Source organism: Marinobacter shengliensis (assembly GCF_003007715.1).
GTDB lineage: Bacteria > Pseudomonadota > Gammaproteobacteria > Pseudomonadales > Oleiphilaceae > Marinobacter > Marinobacter shengliensis.
The window spans coordinates 39,629-60,067 of the sequence record NZ_PXNO01000025.1; the positions used below are offsets into that span (position 1 = coordinate 39,629).

The window sequence follows — 20,439 nt, forward strand, 5'->3', positions numbered from 1 at the left end:
TTCTTGTTGTGGAGGTGTTTAATCCAGGTAAAGCTCCCTCCCCGGGCCCCATCGGCTTGCCAGCGGACCATCAGAAAGAGCTTTGACGCGCACAAAATACCTTCTTCCGGGAATCAGACGCAAGGCCGCAGTGGTATCTGCCACGTTTGCTTCCTTGATAATGTTGTTGAATCCGGGCTCTTCCGCGAGTTGGAGGCGATAGTCTTTTGCGGTATCAACCTTCTCCCAGAACACGCGCACCTGGTTGTCCAGGTAGTTGATGCTGATGATGCGTACTGGCGGCAAGGTGCCATTCACAACCAGTGACCGGGGCTGGGACGCGGCCACGGAGTTGCCGCCGGCCTCGCTGACCACTCGCCAGTAGTACTGGCCGGGGCTTAGCGGTCGGGAGGGGAGGGCTCGGTTGTCTGGCGCCCATTCACTGGAGGTAATCAGCCGTCGGAATTCTTCATCTTCTGCGATTTCAACCCGAGCAACTTCGTTGGTACCGTTCAGGCGCCATTGGAACTCAGGCATGTCGTCATTTACGCTCTCACCGGGTTCTGGCGAAATCAGATCGGGCGTTCGTGCCTGCAGGTCAACTTCGATTGACGTGATGGCCGGCATTCCGGCGATGCCCTGGCGATCCATTGCGGCCAGGTGGAGTTCGTAGCGCCCGTTGTCCAGTTGGCTGATGTCAAATCGGTGGCCAGGCATTTCACGGCTTTGTAGCCAGGTGCCGCCGTCCTCTTCAAAGATATCGACGCGATACCGGTTGGCGCCGTCCTGCTGCCAGCTGAGTTCGGCTGGCAGCTGAGTGAGCACCGGTGTGATGGGGTTGAGCACCGGGGCTGGTGGCAGCCGTCGGATGTTCATGGGGTTGGCGCTCGCGGTGGACACGCTGGCGCCATAGCCCGCAGGAATCCGGCGCACCTGGCCCGGAGGGCCGAAATCAACCACGCCCTCGGTTACCTGAACGCTGCTGCCAGAGGCAGATGCCTGCATGGAAAACACAGTACCGCGCACGGCAGCGACCGCTGATGGCGTCTCTATCTCAAACCGGGCGCCGTCCTCCATTACAGGTTTCACACGGGTATGAACTTCGCCCCGTTGAAGGCGAACGCGGGTGTCAGCCATTCCGGCCCTGCCGTACTGGGTGAGGCGGTTGAAGATGAGCCGGGAATTGGGCGCCATACGGAGCTCGGAGCCATCAGCCAGAACGATAGTCGCGGTGCCGGCAGAGGAAATCACTTCATCACCCACCCGGATGACAGAGTTTTCGGTCAGTGGCGTTTTCTGACCGGTGGTGCCAGATACGTGCATAATATTACCGCTGGCGGAGCTAACCCTGGCGGGCTCGGGCTGGCGCTTCAGCCAGGCAAGCGGAATACGGACTCTATCCCCGGCCGACAGTCTGGCGTTACCGGGCAGGTTGTTGTACTGGAGCACCTGGCCAATGGTTACCCGATCCATCAGCAAGGACTGGCCGATGTCGCTGAGTGTCTCACCGGAGCGGAGCGTATACACCCATTCCGGGGCGCTTTCCGATTGCTGGGCGGGCGCGGCGGAAGAAGAGCCTCGGGCAACCGATATCTCGGCGGCAGCTACGCCGGGCAGCAGGCTGGTTACAATCAACAGGAGCAAACCTGTGACGCTTTGGCGTTTGCGGTCAAGCATTGGTTGCACTGTCTTCCCGGGGCTCGTCAGCTTCAGTGGCTTTGATCGCTTCCAGGCGATAGCCGCGCTGGTAAATGGTCTTGATGCGGAATCCGTTCTCCGGGTTTACACCCAGCCGACGGCGTAACCGGCTCATGTGGGTATCAACGGTCCGGGTGTTGATATCCCGGGCAAGGCCCCACACGCGTTCCAGCAGCATCTCGCGGGTCAGGAGCCGGCCCTGGTTCTGAAACAGGAACAGGGTGAGGTCGAAGTCCTTGTCGGTCAGGGTAAGCGGTTCACCGTGCAGCAGGATGATTCGTTGCCGGGTGTTAACTTCAAACGGACCGTAAACCAGCACTTCTTTGTCGCTGTCGGGGTTGCTGCGGCGGGCCAGGGCATTGATCCTGGCGGTAAGCTCGGCCGCCCGGGCCGGTTTTGACAGGTAGTCGTCGGCGCCGGCATCCAGCGCCCGGACGATGTCCGCCTCGCTGTCCCGCTGGGTCAGGAAAATGGCCGGAATGGGCCAGTCCAACTGGGCGCGCACATTCTCCAGTACGTCGATACCCGTCATGTCTGGAATCTGCCAGTCCAGGATAATCAGGTCATAACTGCGGTGCAGAACGGCACCGAGAAAGGCCTGACCGGTGGGGAAGCTGTCACAGTGATGACCCTTCTCGGAGAGAATGGCTTGAATGTGTTGCGCTTGTTCGTGTTCGTCTTCCAGCAGAGCAATGCGCATTAAGCTTGGCCCTCGATGGTGTTGCCGATTTCGTGGTCTTGGCACAGAGCGGAGTGAAAATCCTCTGCATTAGAGGCCAAGTATCCCAAAAAATGAGGCTGCGTTCAGTAGTGATATGTAGAATTCCGTAACTACAGCGCAGGCTTGCCGTTGGCGTCGTTCACTGTTTGTCGGCAGGCGGGGAAATTACTGCAGCCCCAGAACCAGCCTTTTTTGCTTTGGCGCCTCACCAGGGGTGAAAAGCAATGGGGGCAGGGCACGGGTTTCTGCCCGGTTCCGTCTGCCGGTGCACTGTCTTCCAGAGGGCGCGTGCCGTTACATTTTGGGTAGCGGGTGCAGGCAAAGAAACGTCCGAATTTTCCTTCCCGCTCGACCATGGGCGCCCGGCACTTTGGGCAATGCACCGACGTTTCGCTGACCGGAGTTCCGGTCGCATCGGGCGCCCGATGAATGAATTCGCGGATTTCCTGCTTTAGCGACTCCAGAAATGCCCTGGGGTCGTCTTCGCCACGGCGGATGCTCTCCAGTGTTGCTTCCCAGACCGCTGTACGGTCCGGGGTACGGATAGTGTCCGGCAGCGCCGCAATCAGCGCCTTGCCTTTGTCGGTGGCGCGGATGAATCGCTTTTCCCGGTACAGGTAATCTCGCCGGAACAGTGTGTCGATAATGGCGGCGCGGGTGGCTTCCGTGCCAAGGCCATCGGTCTCCCTCAGGGTTTTACGCAGTTCCGGGGCCGCCACGAAACGAGCGATGTTGGTCATCGCCGACAGCAAGGTGGCATCGGTAAAGTGCTGGGGTGGCTGGGTTTTGCGTTCGGTTACCGTGGCGTTGCTGCAGGTGACCGGCTCACGACTCTCCAGCCTTGGCAGCGGTGGTTTTTCCGGCTCGTTGTTGTTCTCCCGAAGTTTCAGCTCCAGGGCTTTCCAGCCGGGGGTGAGTATCGCCGTCTCGGTGGCCCGGAATCTGTGTTCCTGAACCTGCACCGTCAGTTTTCCCTCACGGTGAACTGCATCCTGGGCGAACTGCATCAGATAGTAGCGGCTGATCAGGTTATAGATCTTTTCCTCGGCGGCCGTCAGCTTGCCATTCGGGGTAGGGCGGACGGTCGGAATGATCGCGTGGTGGGCGTCCACCTGTTTGTCGTTCCAGGCCGCGGAGCGCCGGTTACTGTCCAGTTGCCCGGTAAGCGCTTCCAGCTCGCCGGATACCCGACCAATGGCGCGAATCACCTGCTCCCGTTGATGAAAATGTTCCTCGGGCAGGTAACGGTTGTCGGACCGGGGGTAGGTGATCAACTGGTGCCGTTCATACAGATTCTGGGCGGTGTCCAGCACATCTTTGGCGCCCATCCGCAACAGCCGCCCGGCTTCTATCTGCAGTGCCGACAGGGACAGCGGCAGGGGCGGTGGCTCGGGCCGGTCCCGGAAGCGGGACTCAGTGATGGTGCCGGGCCGACCGTTCACGGCATGGGCAATTTGCTCGGCCACATCCCGGCTGAGCAGGCGTTTCTCTTCGTCCAAGTGGTCCTCATAGCCTTCATCCGGCAGCCAGCGGGCGGTAAACGGGCGTTGGTCCGCGTCCTCTTCGGATGCCTGGAATTGGCCTTCAATGCGGTACCAGGGTTTGGGCTCGAAGTTCTCGATGGTATTGTCCCGCTCCACGACCAGGCCAAGCACCGGCGTTTGTACTCGGCCAACCGAGTAAACGCCGTCCTGACCCTGTTGCTGGTAGCTCAGGGTGTAGAACCGGGTGAGGTTGATACCATACAACCAGTCGGCCCTTTGTCGGGCCAGGGCGGAATGGGATAGCCGGCGGAATTCCTTGTTGTCTCTCGGTGCCTGAATGGAGCGCGCAACGGCGCTGGGAGTCAGGTCGTTAATCAGTACCCGCTTGACCGGAACGGTGGTGCCAACGTAGCGCAGCACTTCGTCGACGAGGAGCTGGCCTTCTCGGTCGGGGTCGCCGGCGTGGGTGATCATGTCGGCCTGTCGAATCAGGGATTCGAGCACCTTGAGTTGCTGTTTTACGCTGTCTTTGGGGATAAGCTGCCATTGTTCCGGGAACATGGGCAGGTCTTCCTGGCGCCACTTTTTCCATGCCGGGTTGTAGCGCGCGGGCTCGGCCGGCTCCAGCAGGTGGCCGATGCACCAGCTGACGGTGGCGGCTTCCTGGCCGTTTCCGCAACGGATCCAACCCTGGCCTTTCTGGTGCGGGCCGGGGAGGGCGGCGGCGATGGCTCTGGCCAGGCTGGGTTTTTCGGCGATGTACAGGTGCATGGTGTTGGCGGTTTGCTGAGTGGCATCGGAATGTGTCTGTTTGGGGCTTTTGTGTCAAGGGCTTCGGGCTTATCGTTTGTTGTGTAGTAGACTGGTTGTGTTGGGGGAGGCGGCTGTGGTGGAAGCTTTCCCAAAAGACGCCGTGAACCCGTCCATGGGGGCTTGGTGTTGCCATCCCTGGCAACACACACTTTTGGGAAAGCTTCCACCACAGCCGCTTGAGACCCCGCGAAATTCGCCCGGTAGAAAGCGCTTCCGAGCGCCCTGCAAACCGCCGCGGTGATTGCGGTGACTTAAACGGACGGTTGTGGAGTAGTTATGAAAGTTCAGAACGCAATTGAAGCAAAACTTAAAGACGGGTTTGCCGCGCAGCTGCTGGCTGTGGAGAACGAGAGCCATATGCATTCGGTGCCGCCGAATTCGGAAACCCATTTCAAGGTGACGCTGGTGTCGCGGGATTTTGCCGGTCAGATGAAGGTTAAGCGGCATCAGGCCATTTATAAAGTGTTGGCGGATGAGCTGGCGGGGCCTGTGCATGCTTTGGCGTTGCATTTGTATACGCCGGAGGAGTGGGCGGCCAGTGGTCAGGCGGCGCCGGATTCGCCCGGTTGTATGGGTGGGTCGAAGGGCGATGACGCCATGGCTGCAAAATTGGGGCAGGGAGTGAATTCATGAGTCAGTTTTTCCAGATCCATCCTGAGAATCCGCAGAAGCGGTTGATCAACCAGGCGGTTGATATTCTTCGTAAGGGTGGGGTGATTGTGTATCCCACGGATTCCGGGTATGCGCTGGGTTGTCACCTGGGTGACAAGCAGGCGGCGGATCGTATCAAGCGTATCCGGAAGCTGGATGACAAGCATAACTTTACGCTGGTGTGCCGGGATTTGTCGGATATTGGTGTGTACGCCAAGGTGGATAACACTCAGTACCGTTTGCTGAAGACGTTCACACCGGGACCTTATACGTTCATTCTGCCAGCCACCAGTGAGGTGCCGCGCCGGTTGTTGCATCCCAAGCGTCGGTCTATTGGTGTGCGGGTGCCGGATAACGAGATTGTTCGGGAGCTGCTGGGCGAGTTGGGCGAGCCGATCATGAGCAGTACCCTGATTCTGCCCGATGAAACTGAGCCGATGACCGATCCCTATGAAATCCGGGATGTTCTGGAACACGAGCTGGATTTGATCATTGATGGCGGGTTCTGTGGGATGGAAGCGACTACAGTGGTGAACTTTCTTGGGGATGCGCCCGAGGTCACCCGGGTTGGTAAGGGCGATCCCGCCCCGTTTCAGGTTTAACGGTCAAAGACCAATGCCACCCGGGTATCAGGCCCGGGTGTTCAGGTTGAAGGCGTAGCGTTGTACGCTGTTACCGAAGTCGGGTTGGCCGCTGTTGGCGTTGCGTTTCAGGCTGTCGTAACGGTGGATGACATCCTGTAATCCGTTGAACTGCTGGTTGTCGCTGAGCAGTGAATCCAGTAGGGAGTTGTTCACGCCGTAGGCCTGATTGAGCTTCAGGGCGTTATCCATAAAGTGCAGTGTCGGTTCGCTGACGCTCAGCCGACTGAAGGCTTCCCGGAAGCCCCGGTTGTTGTTCAGGTCCATTTCAATTCTTTCGCGAAGCTCCTCGGGCAGCTTCCCCTCAACTACCGCATTGCCGTTCTCACCTTTTCCCACGCTCAGGGCCGTTGCCGGGTGCAGGTTGTACTCGGCAAGTTTGTGCCGGAGGGTTTCACGAACAAAGGAAAGATCCTGTGCAACGGTCTGTTTGTACTGGCCGAGTGGGAGCTTGCGAGCTTTCAGGCTGCCGGGGTCCAGCTCTGACTGCCCTGACGGGGTAAAGCGGTCATCACCCGGGCTACCGGCGGCTTCGGGTTGCTTCGTGGCAGCGGGTTTCTCACCATCAGGGTTGGCTGCCGGTGCCTGGCGGCTGTCCATGGCTTGCTGAAAGCGTGTGCTGGCTTGTATCAGGGATGTCAGCAAAGACATGGTGTATTTCCTCCTCGGCGGTAAATAACTGCCGGAAATCCGTTTATGGGTTGTGTTTGTGAGTAATAAGCAGGTTTTGGGCCAGGTTGTTCTTGAGGTTTGGCAGTCTGTACTCGCGCGGAAATGTAAAACTTTGCAACGAGTGTCATAGGGATGGCATCGGGCTGATCTGGGTCATATAAAAATTGACGTATGTCTATAAAGTTATGCCCGAAACTGCCGTCATAACAGATGGTTGTTCAGTTGACCTTCCGCTGCCGGGGTACCATGAAAAAACAACACTCGATCCGTTTTCTGCTGCTTGCGGCCCTGGCCGTGGCGTTTTCCGTCATTCTGGCGTTTACGGTTGTCTACAGCGCCCAGTCGCAGCGCGCGCACCTTGAAGAATACAGCCACAAGTATGTGGATGGGCTGGCAAAATCCTACTTTGACGGACTCAACACCATGATGGTCACCGGCACCATCAATAACCGGGAGGTACTGCGTGATCGGGCGAAGGCATCCGAGGACGTTCTGGATATCCGGGTGGTGCGCAGCGATCAACTGAATGCGATGTACGGTGCCGGGAATGCGGAGGAGCAGCGCCGGGAACCGGAGGATATGCAGGCACTGCGCGGCGAGCGGGTGGAGCTGTATTCTGAAAACGAACACGGCCGTGTTTATACCCTGGTTGAGCCTGTTATTGCTGAGGCAGACTACCAGGGAGTGAATTGCCTTGGCTGTCACCAGGCCCAGGAAGGCGACATTCTCGGTGCAATCCGGGTGGATTATTCCCTGGCCCAGAGCGATGCCCGCCTGCAGCAGCAGTTACTGGTGGGCGGTGGTGTTCAGGTGGTCATTTTCGTTGTGATCTTCTTCCTGACCGCGCTGGTCCTGGGGCGGCTGGTGTTTTCCCGGTTGCGCAGGCTCCATGACCGGATGGATGAAATATCCCGGAATTCGGATCTGTCGATCGAGCTGGACGTTACCCGTAACGATGAAATCGGTTCACTGTCCCGCGCCTTTAACCGAATGGTGGCGAAGATTCGGGAGAGCATGCATACGGTGATGGACAACGCTGCCCAGGTTGAATCAGCGGCACGGACCATTGCCGGCAAGGCGGAAACCACGGAACGTGAGGTTCTCGCTCAACGAGACAATACCGATCAGGTAGCCAGCGCCACTACAGAGATGGCGGCATCCGCAGTTCAGGTGCGGGAGAACGCGGTGAATACCGCTCGCAAATCCGCAGACACAGCGAAGGCGGCGGAGACCGGTGAACAACTGGCTCACAACGCCGTGAAAGGTATTGAGACACTTAACACCGAGGTGCAGAGCGGTGCGCAGCGAATCGAACAGCTGGACCAGCGCACTACCGAGATGGCAACCCGGCTGGAGCTGATTTCCGAGATTGCAGACCAGACCAACCTGCTGGCCCTGAACGCCGCCATTGAAGCCGCCCGTGCCGGTGAACAGGGCCGTGGATTTGCGGTAGTGGCTGATGAAGTGCGCGCGCTGGCGTCCCGCACCCAGGCGTCCACGGAGGAGATTCGCCACACCATAGATGGCCTGAAGAAAGAGGTGGTGGATTGCGTGGGCACCATGCGCCATGCCTCTGAACTGGCGCAGCATCAGGTGGAGTCGATTCTGAAAGTGGAAACGGAATTGCAGACCATTGCGGCGGCGGTGCGCGAGATCACTGGCCTGAATGAAGAAATGGAAAGCGCGGCCAACGAACAGAGCGATGTGTCGGAATCCATCAATCATAACGTGATTGAAATCAGCCGTTCGGCGGAGCAAACCTCCAGCGACGCCCAGGAAACCGCCCGCATTGCCGGTGACCTCCTGGCCATGGCCGAAACCCTTCGCAAGACCATTGAGCAGTTCCGCTTATCGCAAAGCTGATGCTGATTACGGTAGCCGGGGCGTTCAGCCCCGGTGATCCGACACGAACGGATTGGTGGCCCGTTCCTGGCCGAAGGTGGACATGGGGCCGTGGCCGCAGATGAAGTTCACATCATCCCCCAGGGGGAACAGCTTTTCCCGGATGGAATGAATCAGCGTGTTGTAGTCGCCTTTCGGGAAATCCGTCCGGCCAATGGAGCCGTTGAATAGCACATCTCCGACCTGGGCCAGCTTTGATGCGCGATGAAAGAACACCACATGGCCCGGTGTGTGGCCCGGAGTGTGCAGCACCTCCAGGGTTTCATTGCCCACCGTTACCGTGTCGCCGTCTTCCAGCCAGCGATTGGGCGTGAACACTTCCGGCGCCGGGAACCCGAACATCTGAGCCTGCATGGCCAGGCCCTGAATCCAGAAGTTATCTTCCTTATGGGGGCCTTCGATGGGCAGCCCTTCCGACTTTGCCAGCTCGGCGGTACCGCCGGCGTGGTCAATGTGGGCGTGGGTGAGCAGAATTTTCTCCAGGGTAACGCCTTCGGCCTCGACGGTTGCCCGAATGCGGTCCAGATCCCCGCCCGGGTCCACCACCGCCGCCTTGTTGGTTTCGGTGCACCAGAGCAGGGTGCAGTTCTGTTCAAAGGGAGTGACGGGAATCACGCGGTACTTCAGGGACATAATTTGCCTCGGGTTGTAAACTTTCTGACAAGTTTACCAAGGCGGCAACAGGTGAGCCATTGAACAACTACCTCGAGAAAATCCTTAAAGGCCAGGCTATCAACTATGAGGCCTTTCTGAAAAAGCTACCAGATGCTCTGCGCCGGCGGCACCGGGAGCCGTTCGCAACGGTGAAGGTTGGCGGCAATCGCTGGCGGGTAACCGTTCTGGATGAGGCTGCCTTTGAGGCGCTTCGGGAGCAGGCCGCAGCCCCGGTGAGCCGGGTAGATGCGGCGAGGAAGGGCGATTCCCACCGCCATGGCACCGAGGTGAGTTTCCTGCTGGTGTATCATCACGCCCTGACAGGCCACCGGCCGGATTCGGTAGTGATTGCCGGGGATTCCGTGGATATTGTTTTCAAGCCTGCATCCCGGGTACTGGTGGTGGAGAACGAGCGCAATTTTTACCATTACCGCCAGATGCTGGCTTTTGCCGGAGAGTGCCTTGGCCGGCCGACGAAACTCACAAATTGCGATGTAGTGCTCGGTGGCGGTAACCGGATTACCCGCACGGCAGACCTGAACTGGCTGGCCGGTTACGATGAGGTGCTCTGCGCCTTTGATTACGATGCCGGCGGCCTGCAGATGTTTGCATCGGTGCGATCGGCGTTGGGCAACAAAGCCTGCTATCTGCAGCCGGCTGACTGGCAGTCCTGGTTGAGCCGCTTCCGCAAAGCCCCGGACGCCACCGAAAGGTTTACAAAGGCCATCATGCTGGCGGAAGATCTGGGGTTTGTGTCGCTGGCGCAGGCTTTCCGGGCCACCGGCAAATTCATGGAACAGGAGATGATTCTGGATGAGTGATTCACAGGCGAGCGCTAGCACCTTTACCTTCGGCATTCGCCGCCTGGTGCTGGTGGATTCTGCCGGCTTCTGTTACGTGGAAATTCCAGTAGATAACCATGGCCTGATTCTGGGGCCGGGCAATCTGGGCAAATCCAGCCTCCTGAACAGCCTGCGCCTGTTCCTGTTGCCGGAGAACAACTTCAAGAACAGCCGCAAGAAGTTTGCCTTCCGCAACGCCAGTGCCGGCAGTTTCTACACCAACGAAGAAAGCTACCAGCACTATTTCCCCAGCCAGTTCAGCTTCCTGATCATGGAAGCGGAGAACCCGGCGGGCACCCATTGCCAGATTCTGTACCGGGACAACGCCAGCCTGCTCAGCTATGGCCGGGCCTTTGTGCCAGTGAGCTACGACCAGCTGCGGCCGCTGTTCTGGAATGGCGACGATGAAGATGGCATTGGCCAGGCGGTGCCGGAGTTGTCGTTCAGCCGGTTATCCGAAGCCCTGAAAAAACTGTCGAAAGACACGAAGCTGGTGAACGACCCCGCCAAACTCAAATCCATGCTTTACAGCAGCGAGTTGATGAACGCCGATGCCGTGCGCTATTCGGTGTTGCCGTTGGGGGAATCCGACGAGCGCCGGGTGCAGTCCCTGCGCACACTGATTTTGTTGCTGTTCGAGATGAAGGCCGACGACCAGGCCATGGCCAATGCCGTGGCCAGCATCATCGAAGCGGACAAGAAGTTCGCCGATGATGCCTTCGATTTCAACATCGACGACTTCCTGAATCGCCATGACCAACTGAAACAGCAGCAAAGCCAGCTCAACCGAATCGAGAAAGAGCGACCAAGGTTTGAGAAGCTGAACCGCGACTACCAGGCCTATCAGACTTTGCTGCGCAGCCAGCACGATTTTGCCGCCTTTCGGGACGGCGTGGCCAGTGCCCTGGCGGACATCGGCGCCAAACGGCGGGTGGCGCTAGACGCCTTTAACGAACAGAACGACACCCTGCGCCACGTGCTGCAAACCCTGAAAAAACTGGAACAGGAAGTCAGCGGACTGAAAGGCGAGATCCGCTCCGCTGACCGACGCATCAAGCAGGCGGAGCAGAGCCAGAAAGACGGCGAGCTGCTGGTTGCGCAATACGGCGAGATGACCCTGCAGGAAATCGAGGACATCCAGAAGGAAGAACTCGAGGGCAAACGTGGCCACCTGGCGGCCCTGAAAAGCGCCGCCCAGGCAGAGATTCGGCTGGAACAGATACAGCGCAAGAAGCTGGACCTGGAACGACAGCTGGAAAGTCTGAGAGACCGGGAAAGCAAGCAGCAGTGGCAGTTGCAGAACCAGCTGGACGAAGCCACCGCCGCGCCGCTTCGTGCTGTCGATCCCCGGTTGATGATGGCCAGTCCGGGTCAGGATCTGGATGCGGACAGCAAGTCCACTATTGAAGCCTTCGCGCGATTGTTCATACCCAACGATCAGGGTTTTGACTGGTTTGACGCCGAATACCAGAGCCAACCCGCTCGCCACACCAACTTTGCCGAACAGCGGCATCACATCGAAAGTGAACGAAACAGCCTTGAAAGAGAACGTTCAGAGCTTGCGGACACCGCCAATCAGGAACACGACCGGCCCCGGCTGATTGAGCGAACGGAAAAAGAAATCCGCGCTATTGAGAAAGACCTGGAAACGCTACAGCGCTATCCGGCGGCGGCCACTACCCTGAAAGACGCGACGGAGGAAAAGCTGGCGGCGGAAGAACAGCTCGCCAAACTGGATGAGCAAGCCCGCCTGGAACAGGAGAAACAGGACGCGGTGCAACAGAAGGCCGCCAAGGCCAAGGCCGAGAAAGACCGCATCGAGGAACGGGAGCGGGAGCTGGCGGGCCTGAGCCGTAGCGTAGGCACCGTTGAACACCGCTTCCCGCACCTGAAAGCGGTGGACGCGGAACAGCCACTGGCCATTGGGAAAGTCTCCGCTGCCGCCTTTGACGACCTGCAAACCCAGCTGGACGATCTGGAAGAACGGCGCCGCAACATACTCGATCACCTGCGCCAGTTCGTTTATCTGGGCATCCACGAGGACAGCGACGGCGAGTTGCAGAAAGATAGCCCAGCGTCGTCCATTATTCGTGAGACCTTCAAGAGCCTTGCGGACCTGTTCGCCGGTATGGCCGAGCGTTGGCAGGTATTGGAAGAGCAGATTGCCATCCACAACGAGACCGTGGCCAGCTACCGCCAGGCGTTGAAATCCAACCACGAACACATTGCGCGCTTTGAAGCCCAGCTCAATCGGGAGCTGGACGGCGTTCGCATCAACGACCTGGTGGAAATTCGGGTGGACATCCACACCGACCCGAAATTCCGCAACCTGGTGGAAGAAGCCAACAACATCGACCCGTACGGCAACCAGTTGCAGTCCGACGCCTTCTACGACCGCCTGCGGGTGTTTGTGGCCGACTTTTTCGGCGAGCAGGGCGGCAGCAAACGCCTGACCATGGACAAGGTGATCACCGGCATTTCCTACCGCACCCGCAAGGAAAACGCCGCGAACCTGGACAAGAAAGGCCAGTCCACCTCCACCACCGCGCTGATCAACCTGGAACTGGTGTACCGGCTGCTCAAGCGGGTGCTGTACCCGGGCGTGCAGTTGTCGTTCCCCATGGTGCTGGATGAGCTGGCCAGTGTAGATATCAGCCAGATGCCGTCCTTGCTGGAACGGCTGCGCAGACAGGGCTTCAACCTGTTCTCCGCCGCCACTCACAGTGCCAGTGCCGAAGTGATCTACCTGATTGGTCGGCACCTGGAAGTGGGGCAAATGCGCACGGCTCGGCCATACAGCCCGCAACGTACCCTGGTGTTCTGGGGCGGCGTCGAAGGCTTCACCGGCGGCGAACCGCTGAGCCATTGGGCGGACCAGACCCAAAACAGCCTGCTGGAGCCGGTGGATGAGTAAGCGCTTCAGCACCCTGGATACCACCCGGCTGCTGTTCGAGCACCCGAAGATCCTGTTCCGAATGATCGAACGCATGGACCGGAATGAGGCCCGCTACATTCGTGAAAGCGACCTGGTGACCGAGGTGATGGACTATACCGGTAATCTCGGCAAGGCCGACCGGGACCGGGTCCGGCTGGCCATGAACACCGACAACCTGTTCCGTAGCGGCCTGATCATCGACATCATCAAGGCCGACGGCGAGCGCCGGCTGGTGTTCCAGGACGCCCTGATCAATCTGATGCGCGCCTGTAACGCCTCGCTGTATCAGGAGCTGACCGACGCCCGCCTGCGGGGCCATTTGGTGACCCTGCGGGATGTACGCAACCGCCTTGAAATCAGCAGTTTCAGTGAAGCAGACCCGGATTACACCGAACTGCGGGACGACCTGAACGAACGGGTTAGCCAGCTCATCGGCCTGTTGCGCCAGAACGTGCTGCGGATGCAGACCATCAGTGCCCAGCTGGCGGACTTGTCTGGCGATGCCAGCCGGGCGCCGGAGAAGTACCTGGAGTTTCGCCAGAACCTGTTTGAGCAGATCGTGACCCTGTACGACCGGCACATCAAACCCACGCTGGTGTTCCTGAACCCGGACACCCGCCTGCCCGATGGCAGCAATTTGTTCGAAACTCTGGAAGCCATGGTCCGGTTACTGGAAACCAACGACAACCACAGCCTGGCGGACCAGATTTTCCGCTCGTCCCTCAGCCTGAATGCGCTGTACAAACCCATTCAGGCAGTGGCCCAGGAAGTGGAGCACTTCCTGCGCAAAACCCGCCGGGGCATGGCCCAGTACAATGCCATGGAGCACTTCTACGGCAAGCTGCGGGCGCTCAAAGACGACACCGAAACCCTCAGCCTGCGCCGCAAGTGGCTGGAAGGTGGGGAGTTTGCCCGCAGCACCGGATTTCTGGTGGGGCTGCGGGCACAACAGCGGCCCAAGCATTATGCCTTTGGCCAGTCTTCCAGCTACTACCAGCTGTTGTTCAGCGAACTGGACCTGCGCCTGAGTGATCTTCGCCGCAAAGCGGAAGTGCCGGTGCTGCAGGAAGTGGATGGCAGCGGCCGCCATAGTCGTATCGACGTTCAGCGCATCAACCAGCTTTACCAGTGGCTGGAAACGCTGGAGCTGAGGCCTACGGCGGATCTGGTGCGGGAGCTGCACGGCCGGCTGGATGGTTTTATTCCCGGCTACCGCTTTCCGGACCTGCTGGCAGCGTTGAACCGCTTGGTGAATTCGCCACCTGAGGGTATGCAGGTGGTCACCACCAACCGCTTCCGCACCCTGGAGCAGGCGCCGGACAGCGAGCAATTCGTCTACCGAAAACGCCGGCTTGAGCCCGGCGTAACCGACATCAAACAAGAGCCAAGCCATGCCTGATTTTTCTGACATGACCGAGACGGAAAACAGCCTGAGCGCAGCGCCCGTCGGCAGCTTCGAGCAGATCCTGCCCGCCCACAGCGCGGCCATCTACCGTGAGTTCCTGGCCGGCCGGGTGATCGTGCGGGACGTGTGGGACAACAACCGCTCGGAGCTGCGGGCCAATCCACTATACAACCTGCTGTACAACCACTTATCCCACTTCCGCACCTTTTACGAACACCTGGGCAGTGAGCTTGTATTCAATGAAACCGGCGCATTTTTCTTCCTGAAGGAGAGCAGTGACGACGAAAGTGAAGAGCACGATGAGAATGCGTTCAGGGTGCAGGTGGTACTGTTGTTGATTGGGCGTTACTTTGCCCGCAGCGGGAGGGATCTGGATTACCTGGGGCGGCCAGGCGCCGGCCTGAATGAGCAGGACCTTGAAGCTATGGCCGGAGACGACGAGTACCAGGACATTCTCCGGGCGGCCCGGTTCGAGAAAGGGCTCACTGAGGCCCTGGATTATCTGGAAAAGCGGAATCTGGTGTTCCGGGCTGGTGCCGGACGGTATTTTCTCAGCTCGGCAGGCCTGTATTTTCTCGGCCAGCTGGTGCAGGAATACGAGCAGGCCTGAGCGGTTTCAGGCATAGGCCACGGCGTTACGGCCGCTGGTTTTAACCCGGTACATGGCCGCGTCAGCCTGTTTAAGGAGGTCTTCCGCCGCCATGCCGTGGTCCGGATAGAGCGCAACGCCAACCGAGGCGCCTATCTGGATATTGTGCCCCTGGATGTGGAAAACATCGTTCAGAACTGCAACGATTTTGTCGGCAATAGGTTTGGCGTCATCATCGCCATGCAGCGGCCCGGTAATCACCACAAACTCGTCACCGCCTCGCCGGCCCACCACATCGCTGCTGCGAATGCAGTGTTTCAGACGCTTGCCAACATTACGTAGCAGCTCGTCACCCACCTGATGGCCATAGTTATCATTCACTGGCTTGAACTTATCCAGATCCAGGAACATCAGGGCAAAATGGCTGTTGTCCCGGCGCGCCTGCTGAATGGCCTGCTCCAGGTGGTTCTCAAGCGCCACCCGGTTAGGCAGGCCGGTCAGTTCATCGTAATGGGCAAGCCGGATCATCTGTTTCTCGGCCTGTACCCGCTCCGTGATATTGCTGAAGGTCAGCACCAGTTGCCGGATCTGGCCATTTTTGTTTCTGACGGGTGACACCGTCATCAGGTTGGGAATGGTGAGGCCCTGATGGCCCTTCAGCCAGACCTCACCTTGCCAGGCGTTCACCGTGACCAGCTGTTTCCGAATCTCCTCCAGAACAACACCTTTTCCTTTCTGACAGTCCAGAAAGTCTGTCAGTGGCTTGCGATGTAACGCTCTGTTTGCTTCACCGGTAATGTCGGAAAAAGCAGGGTTGGCCCGAACGATCATAAAGTTTGCATCGGTGATCAGAATCGCCTCATGAGTGTGTTCGAACACCTGGTAGGCCAGCCGCAGCTCTTCGGTGGAACGGGCGATCTGAGACGTTTGCTTTACCATCGCGCCGACAATCGGTTTCAGTGACCTCCAGACCAGCAACCCCGCAAGCGCAGAGAGCATAAGGATAGCCAGAATACTGATCATGATATCAACGATAACGTCGGCGAAAACCCGTGAGGTTCGGGTGTACATATGCAGTTCCCAGCCATAACCCGCCAGTGGCCGGTGGAACGTGAGCACTCTCGAACCATCGTCAAGCCTTGCCCGGAAAGCACCGGAGCGGTCTCGGGTGGACACTCCCTGCCTGACAGCCAGGCAGCCCTCAGGGGCCGTCAGCTCGATCTGAACCGTCTGTGGGTCCAGGATAACGCGCTTGGTTCTCTGGTTGTCGAGCAGACAAAGTGATGAATCCGGCTGACCCTGGAAGACCCGCGTCAGAGAGTTCGGCGAGAACAGAAGCTGGTCATAACCTACCACCCGTCCTTCGGTCAGTATTGGGCTTGCTGCCTGCAGCAGCGGGCCGCTGGTTTCGCCGGACACCAGCGCGAATGCATTGATGTCCAGGGTATCGGAGAGAGGGATATCCGCAGGTAGATCATTGGCCCAGGGCCCGACCCTGACCAGTTCGTTGCCGGCAGCGTCGTATCGGATTAATACTGCAAGGTCTTCTATGATTCGGGCTGCGTCTTGCAGTCTCGGGCGGGAAAACGTGTGCACAACACCGGCCGAAACCTCACCTTTGGCGTATTGGCCCAGCACCTTTGCCAGTTCTGACCGGCTGGCGGTCTGGCGGGCCAGGTCCTGGTGCTGATCGAAAACAGCTCTGACGTTCTCGGCTTTCGCGTCTGCAACGCCCCCAGCTGTCTGTGCCGCCTGGGTGTGAATCTGGTTGATCAGTGGAGCAGAAACCACTGCGGCAATGATGATGCCCGTCATAACCACGGCAACAATGGCGGTGGTGATGATGCGGCGTTTCTGCTCAAAAATATCCATCAAGACGGGTCCGAAAAGCACTACCTGAGGCTATGGTATCCGTTTCTTGCAAACCGTAAAGCGGATTGCGGTACTTTTATGTAATTAACTGCTACGGGTCAAATGGCTTGCACTCTCCTGTGTTCCTTGAAGGGACAGCGGTTAGCGATGCATGACTCCTATGGTGCCGGCGTTCCGTGTAGACTAAAACCTTTCAGGTTGCCGGGAGTACTCGATGCAAGAGCCTGTGCTGTTCAGAACCCACCGTCGCCGGAGTGTGCTCTGGCTGGCACTGATTGCGCTGGCTGTTGCCGTGCTGGTGGCGGTTCGGTTCCAGCCGCAACCGGTGGAAGAGCGGCTGGTACGCCTGCATGCCCAGGATGTATTTGGCGCCCGTTCGGCTGTGCTTGCCGAGCCACTGCCGGTGCAGGCCCTGCTGCTCGATTATCGGGACGACCGCCTGCTGTTGTTGAAGGCCCAGGCGGCGCTGCAGGTGTATCCGGAACACACCAGGTTGCTGATGGAGTTATTCGGGGAGGAACCCGAGTTCCAGGATGCCTTGAAAGCCCACGGTGAGTACCTGATACCTCCGGTTATCCATTTTTACCAGAACCCGGTCAGATCTATCGAGCTGATGAATCGCGTGGCCGGAACCCGCCAAACGCTCACGCCCGAACAGCGCGCCTGGTATGCCGTCAATTTTGCCAACAAGGAAGGGCAGGATTTCACCGGTCAGTTTGTTGTGGGCCCGGACGGGAATGTCGAGTGGATCTGGACCGATCGCATCACCGAAGGCGTTACCCAGTTCTTTACCAGCGGCATTCGCACCCTGGAATCCCGTTATCGCACCGATCAGCCCATTCGTGCCAGCGATGTGGGCTGGGCCGCCGTGGATGCCATTGTTATCGGCAGTGCGGTGAAGTTTCTGAAAGCGGGCAGGGCGGCAGCCACCACGGCGCGGGCTTCTACCGTCACTGCCCGTTCAGCGGCTTACAGCACCCGCCTTGCCCGGGCCGGGCGCATGGCCTCGGTTATGGTTGGTCATGCTAAATGGCCCGCCGTGGCTGCCCTGGCCTATGTGGCCGTTCGACACCCGTTGGTGCTGAACGACCTGTTCGCCGGCGCTGCCAAAGTACTCGGCGTGCCACCGTGGATGGTACAGGTACCCGGCTGGTTCCTGATTCTGCTGCCGTTCCTGTTGCTGTTACGCTGGATGACGCGGGTTTGCCTGTGGTTCGTTCCGGCTTCCTGGACCCGAGTTCGCGGCCTCAGATAGTGCGTACCAATTTGACGTTCCGGTTTTTGAGAACGGTTGTGGCCTCCTTGAGCTGCTCCGAGCTTGAGGCATGGACTGTCAGTACATACTTGCCTTCCGTCAGGGCAGTCTGCGCTTTCACAACGTAAGGGGTGTGGTCAGGCCTGAGAGTAACGCCGCCTGCAAGCAGCAAGCCAAGAACCCCGCCAAGCGCAGCCAGAACGGCCGCTGCAGCCATGGTGTTCTGCACAACAAAGCCCACCCCGGCAGCACTGAGAATCAGGAACAGAATAAAACCTGCGATTGCGCCACTAACGCCCAGCCAGAGGTGCGAGCGTAACAGCGTATGCCATATACCCTTGTTCTCGGGCTCCAGCGCTTCACCTTGATGTTGGTCGTGGGGGGGTACAACAAGAACCTGTTCATCATCCAGGCTGGTATCTCGTGACAATGTTTGGGCTACGCCGTTTGCATCCGATTCGGTTTCGAATATTGCGGCGACTTTATGGGCCTGGTGTTCACCGGTAATACTCACTGAGGGTTTCATGGAAATACCTCCTGAGTGCTTCTGCAAAGATAAGATCTTCGTCGAAACATAACGGCTTTAAAGTCCAGCCTAGTTCATATGAACCTGTATTTCGAATGACTTTATCGCAATGTAACAGTGACAGGATCGGAACCTGTCGCAATGCTTACCAGGCCAGCCAGATGGTGTGGCGTGCGCCTTTGCCGGGGCGCAGGGCGCGCACAACGACTGGCTCTACCGAGAAGCCTGCCCGGCGCAGGCGTTCGGTGAAGGCGTGTTCCGGGCCGGCGGACCAGTAGGCCAGAATGCCGTCCCTACTCAGGGATTTCTGGGCAGCAGCAATGCCTTCGGGTGAGTAGATCCAGTTGTTTTCCTTGCGGGTAAGGCCTTCCGGGCCGTTATCAACATCCAGCAAAATGGCATCCCATTTGCCATCACCCTGTCTCAGAAGTTCTGCCACGTCGCCTATGTGCACCTGGGCTCGGGCATCGTTCAGCGGATAGCCGGCCGCCGAGCCCAGGGGGCCACGGTTCCATGTTTCAACCTCCGGGACCAGCTCCGCCACCGTCACCCGCGCTTTTTCACCGGTTGATGCCAATGCCGCCGCCAGGGTAAAACCCATCCCCAGCCCGCCAATCAGAATACGCGGCTCTGGCAGATGGCTCAGGCGTTCACAGGCCAGCGTGGCAAGGGCATCTTCAGAGCCATGCAACCGGCTGTTCATCAGTTCTCCAGGCGCCCCGGCGATCTTGATGGAAAACTCGTCATTGCGCTGCAGCAGGCGCAAGCGGGTGCCGTTGCCGGGGATGGTTGCGGTGCCAATTTCGTTAAAGCGGGCCATTCGATGGATTCCGGTGGTGACAGGGTAGGCGGCATTGTAACCCCAAACTGGGCGCAGCTAAGCGTGAGCGCTCCAAAAATTCGGTGTCAGAATATTTTACATATGAGTGGTGCGTCGTTTTGCTGGCCGTTTGAAAACCCAGTGATACGTGCCATGGTTCGATAATTGCTTTAAATTACCCTGATGGATCATAGGTAAATCGAGGGACTGAACGCGTGAAGAATCTACTGACTATTGTGCTTGCCTGTTTGGCGCCGGCCGCAAACGCCGCGCTAATCACCTACAGCTACGACCACCCCATTATGAACCCGTACGAGAGTCATAATGCCACCGCGATAATCGAGGTTGATTCGGTGCTGCGTGGCCTGGTTTCTGTTCAGTTTACCAGTGACCCGATAACGTTCAGTTGGACTGGGCTTGTACCGTTGATGTATGACCAACCGATATCCGATACCGACGCCCTTTACGAGAACGGATTCGAACCCTTTGTGGTGGATAACTTTGAGTTTTTCCTTTTTCTCGACCTGTTTTACCTCGAGGCCGGCAAGGATATTTTCGACAACCTGCACCTAACCGCACCGTTTGAGGGTGCGCACGTCGGTAATCGGGACTCTGGGGACTACTACTGGCTGACTGGTCGCCTTAAGAAGATTGCGCCGGCCAAGGTCCCCGAGCCTTCCAGTCTATTGCTGTTGCTTGCGGGTTTGCTGGGGATTGCCGGGTACCGATGGGTCAAGTCAATCAGGGGCGTTTCCCGGGTACCCTGCTAGAGGCGGTTGACCTTCTCTCTCAGGGTGCAAGAGTGTTCAGTGGTCGAGGGTAATAACAACACTTGAATAAGGTTGTTTGGTACCCCCGGCAGGACTCGAACCTGCTACCTTCCCCTTAGGAGGGGGACGCTCTATCCAGATGAGCTACGGGGGCATTTCAGAAGAGGCGGTATGATAGCCGGCAAGGGCTTGTGGCTCAAGGGGTGTCCG

The 20,439-nt window shown here is 58.5% G+C and carries 17 protein-coding genes and 1 tRNA gene; 9 read left to right on the top strand and 9 right to left on the bottom strand.

Annotation, left to right across the window (positions count from 1 at the left end):
- Positions 1-18 precede the first annotated feature (18 nt).
- From C7H10_RS12990 to C7H10_RS13000, 3 genes are all read right to left on the bottom strand, one after another.
- Positions 19-1,656 carry a FecR domain-containing protein gene (locus tag C7H10_RS12990; protein ID WP_106695238.1) on the bottom strand — a complete coding sequence of 546 codons (1,638 nt, stop codon included), beginning with the start codon at positions 1,654-1,656 and terminating at the stop codon, positions 19-21.
- Positions 1,649-2,377 carry a response regulator transcription factor gene (locus C7H10_RS12995; protein ID WP_106695239.1) on the bottom strand — a complete coding sequence of 243 codons (729 nt, stop codon included), beginning with the start codon at positions 2,375-2,377 and terminating at the stop codon, positions 1,649-1,651. Before C7H10_RS12995 ends, C7H10_RS12990 begins: the two co-directional genes overlap by 8 nt.
- A gap of 131 nt (positions 2,378-2,508) precedes the next feature.
- A complete protein-coding gene (locus tag C7H10_RS13000; protein WP_106695240.1) occupies positions 2,509-4,653 on the bottom strand; it encodes a DNA topoisomerase III in 2,145 nt (714 codons plus the stop codon).
- 318 nt (positions 4,654-4,971) lie between these two features.
- Between C7H10_RS13000 and C7H10_RS13005 the strand changes: the two genes are divergently transcribed.
- Together C7H10_RS13005 and C7H10_RS13010 are read left to right on the top strand one after the other, a co-directional pair.
- Positions 4,972-5,328 carry a BolA family protein gene (locus C7H10_RS13005; protein WP_106695241.1) on the top strand — a complete coding sequence of 119 codons (357 nt, stop codon included), beginning with the start codon at positions 4,972-4,974 and terminating at the stop codon, positions 5,326-5,328.
- Positions 5,325-5,948, top strand: a complete 624-nt coding sequence (locus tag C7H10_RS13010) for an L-threonylcarbamoyladenylate synthase (protein ID WP_061333110.1) — start codon at positions 5,325-5,327, stop codon at positions 5,946-5,948. Before C7H10_RS13005 ends, C7H10_RS13010 begins: the two co-directional genes overlap by 4 nt.
- Positions 5,949-5,975: 27 nt before the next feature.
- Here C7H10_RS13010 and C7H10_RS13015 read toward each other — a convergent pair whose 3' ends face one another.
- On the bottom strand, positions 5,976-6,638 hold the full coding sequence (locus C7H10_RS13015) for a hypothetical protein (protein WP_061333111.1): 663 nt from the start codon (positions 6,636-6,638) through the stop codon (positions 5,976-5,978).
- A gap of 267 nt (positions 6,639-6,905) precedes the next feature.
- On the opposite strand from C7H10_RS13015, the gene C7H10_RS13020 reads away from it, so the two are divergent.
- Positions 6,906-8,522: a methyl-accepting chemotaxis protein gene (locus tag C7H10_RS13020; RefSeq protein ID WP_106695271.1), complete on the top strand. Its 1,617-nt coding sequence runs from the start codon at positions 6,906-6,908 to the stop codon at positions 8,520-8,522.
- A 24-nt stretch (positions 8,523-8,546) separates the two neighbouring features.
- On the opposite strand, the gene C7H10_RS13025 is transcribed toward C7H10_RS13020, so the two are convergent.
- Positions 8,547-9,194 (bottom strand): MBL fold metallo-hydrolase, encoded by a 648-nt coding sequence (locus tag C7H10_RS13025; RefSeq protein WP_106695242.1) that lies wholly within the window; start codon positions 9,192-9,194, stop codon positions 8,547-8,549.
- Positions 9,195-9,253: 59 nt separating this feature from the next.
- Here C7H10_RS13025 and C7H10_RS13030 point away from each other — a divergent pair, with 59 nt between their 5' ends.
- From C7H10_RS13030 to C7H10_RS13045, 4 genes are read left to right on the top strand one after another with little or no spacing between them, the layout of a single operon-like run.
- Positions 9,254-10,036 carry a Wadjet anti-phage system protein JetD domain-containing protein gene (locus C7H10_RS13030; RefSeq protein WP_106695243.1) on the top strand — a complete coding sequence of 261 codons (783 nt, stop codon included), beginning with the start codon at positions 9,254-9,256 and terminating at the stop codon, positions 10,034-10,036.
- Positions 10,029-12,971: a coiled-coil domain-containing protein gene (locus C7H10_RS13035; protein WP_106695244.1), complete on the top strand. Its 2,943-nt coding sequence runs from the start codon at positions 10,029-10,031 to the stop codon at positions 12,969-12,971. Before C7H10_RS13030 ends, C7H10_RS13035 begins: the two co-directional genes overlap by 8 nt.
- The gene (locus C7H10_RS13040; RefSeq protein WP_106695245.1) at positions 12,964-14,391 is read left to right on the top strand and encodes a hypothetical protein; all 1,428 of its coding nucleotides are present in this window, start codon (positions 12,964-12,966) and stop codon (positions 14,389-14,391) included. Before C7H10_RS13035 ends, C7H10_RS13040 begins: the two co-directional genes overlap by 8 nt.
- The gene (locus tag C7H10_RS13045) at positions 14,384-15,007 is read left to right on the top strand and encodes a condensin complex protein MksE (protein ID WP_208622838.1); all 624 of its coding nucleotides are present in this window, start codon (positions 14,384-14,386) and stop codon (positions 15,005-15,007) included. Before C7H10_RS13040 ends, C7H10_RS13045 begins: the two co-directional genes overlap by 8 nt.
- 6 nt (positions 15,008-15,013) lie before the next feature.
- Here the strand turns inward: C7H10_RS13045 and C7H10_RS13050 are convergent, their stop codons facing one another.
- Positions 15,014-16,858, bottom strand: a complete 1,845-nt coding sequence (locus tag C7H10_RS13050; protein ID WP_106695246.1) for a sensor domain-containing diguanylate cyclase — start codon at positions 16,856-16,858, stop codon at positions 15,014-15,016.
- A 214-nt stretch (positions 16,859-17,072) separates the two neighbouring features.
- Here C7H10_RS13050 and C7H10_RS13055 point away from each other — a divergent pair, with 214 nt between their 5' ends.
- A complete protein-coding gene (locus tag C7H10_RS13055; protein WP_106695247.1) occupies positions 17,073-18,113 on the top strand; it encodes a hypothetical protein in 1,041 nt (346 codons plus the stop codon).
- Here C7H10_RS13055 and C7H10_RS13060 read toward each other — a convergent pair.
- Positions 18,106-18,639, bottom strand: coding sequence for a hypothetical protein (locus C7H10_RS13060; protein WP_106695248.1), 534 nt, complete (start codon positions 18,637-18,639; stop codon positions 18,106-18,108). The genes C7H10_RS13055 and C7H10_RS13060 overlap by 8 nt on opposite strands.
- A gap of 145 nt (positions 18,640-18,784) precedes the next feature.
- Positions 18,785-19,459, bottom strand: coding sequence for a spermidine synthase (locus tag C7H10_RS13065; protein WP_106695249.1), 675 nt, complete (start codon positions 19,457-19,459; stop codon positions 18,785-18,787).
- Between the two features lie 215 nt (positions 19,460-19,674).
- Between C7H10_RS13065 and C7H10_RS13070 the strand changes: the two genes are divergently transcribed.
- Positions 19,675-20,229, top strand: a complete 555-nt coding sequence (locus tag C7H10_RS13070; RefSeq protein WP_061333119.1) for a PEP-CTERM sorting domain-containing protein — start codon at positions 19,675-19,677, stop codon at positions 20,227-20,229.
- A 77-nt stretch (positions 20,230-20,306) separates the two neighbouring features.
- Here the strand turns inward: C7H10_RS13070 and C7H10_RS13075 are convergent.
- Positions 20,307-20,383, bottom strand: a tRNA-Arg gene (locus C7H10_RS13075).
- Between the last annotated feature and the right edge of the window lie 56 nt (positions 20,384-20,439).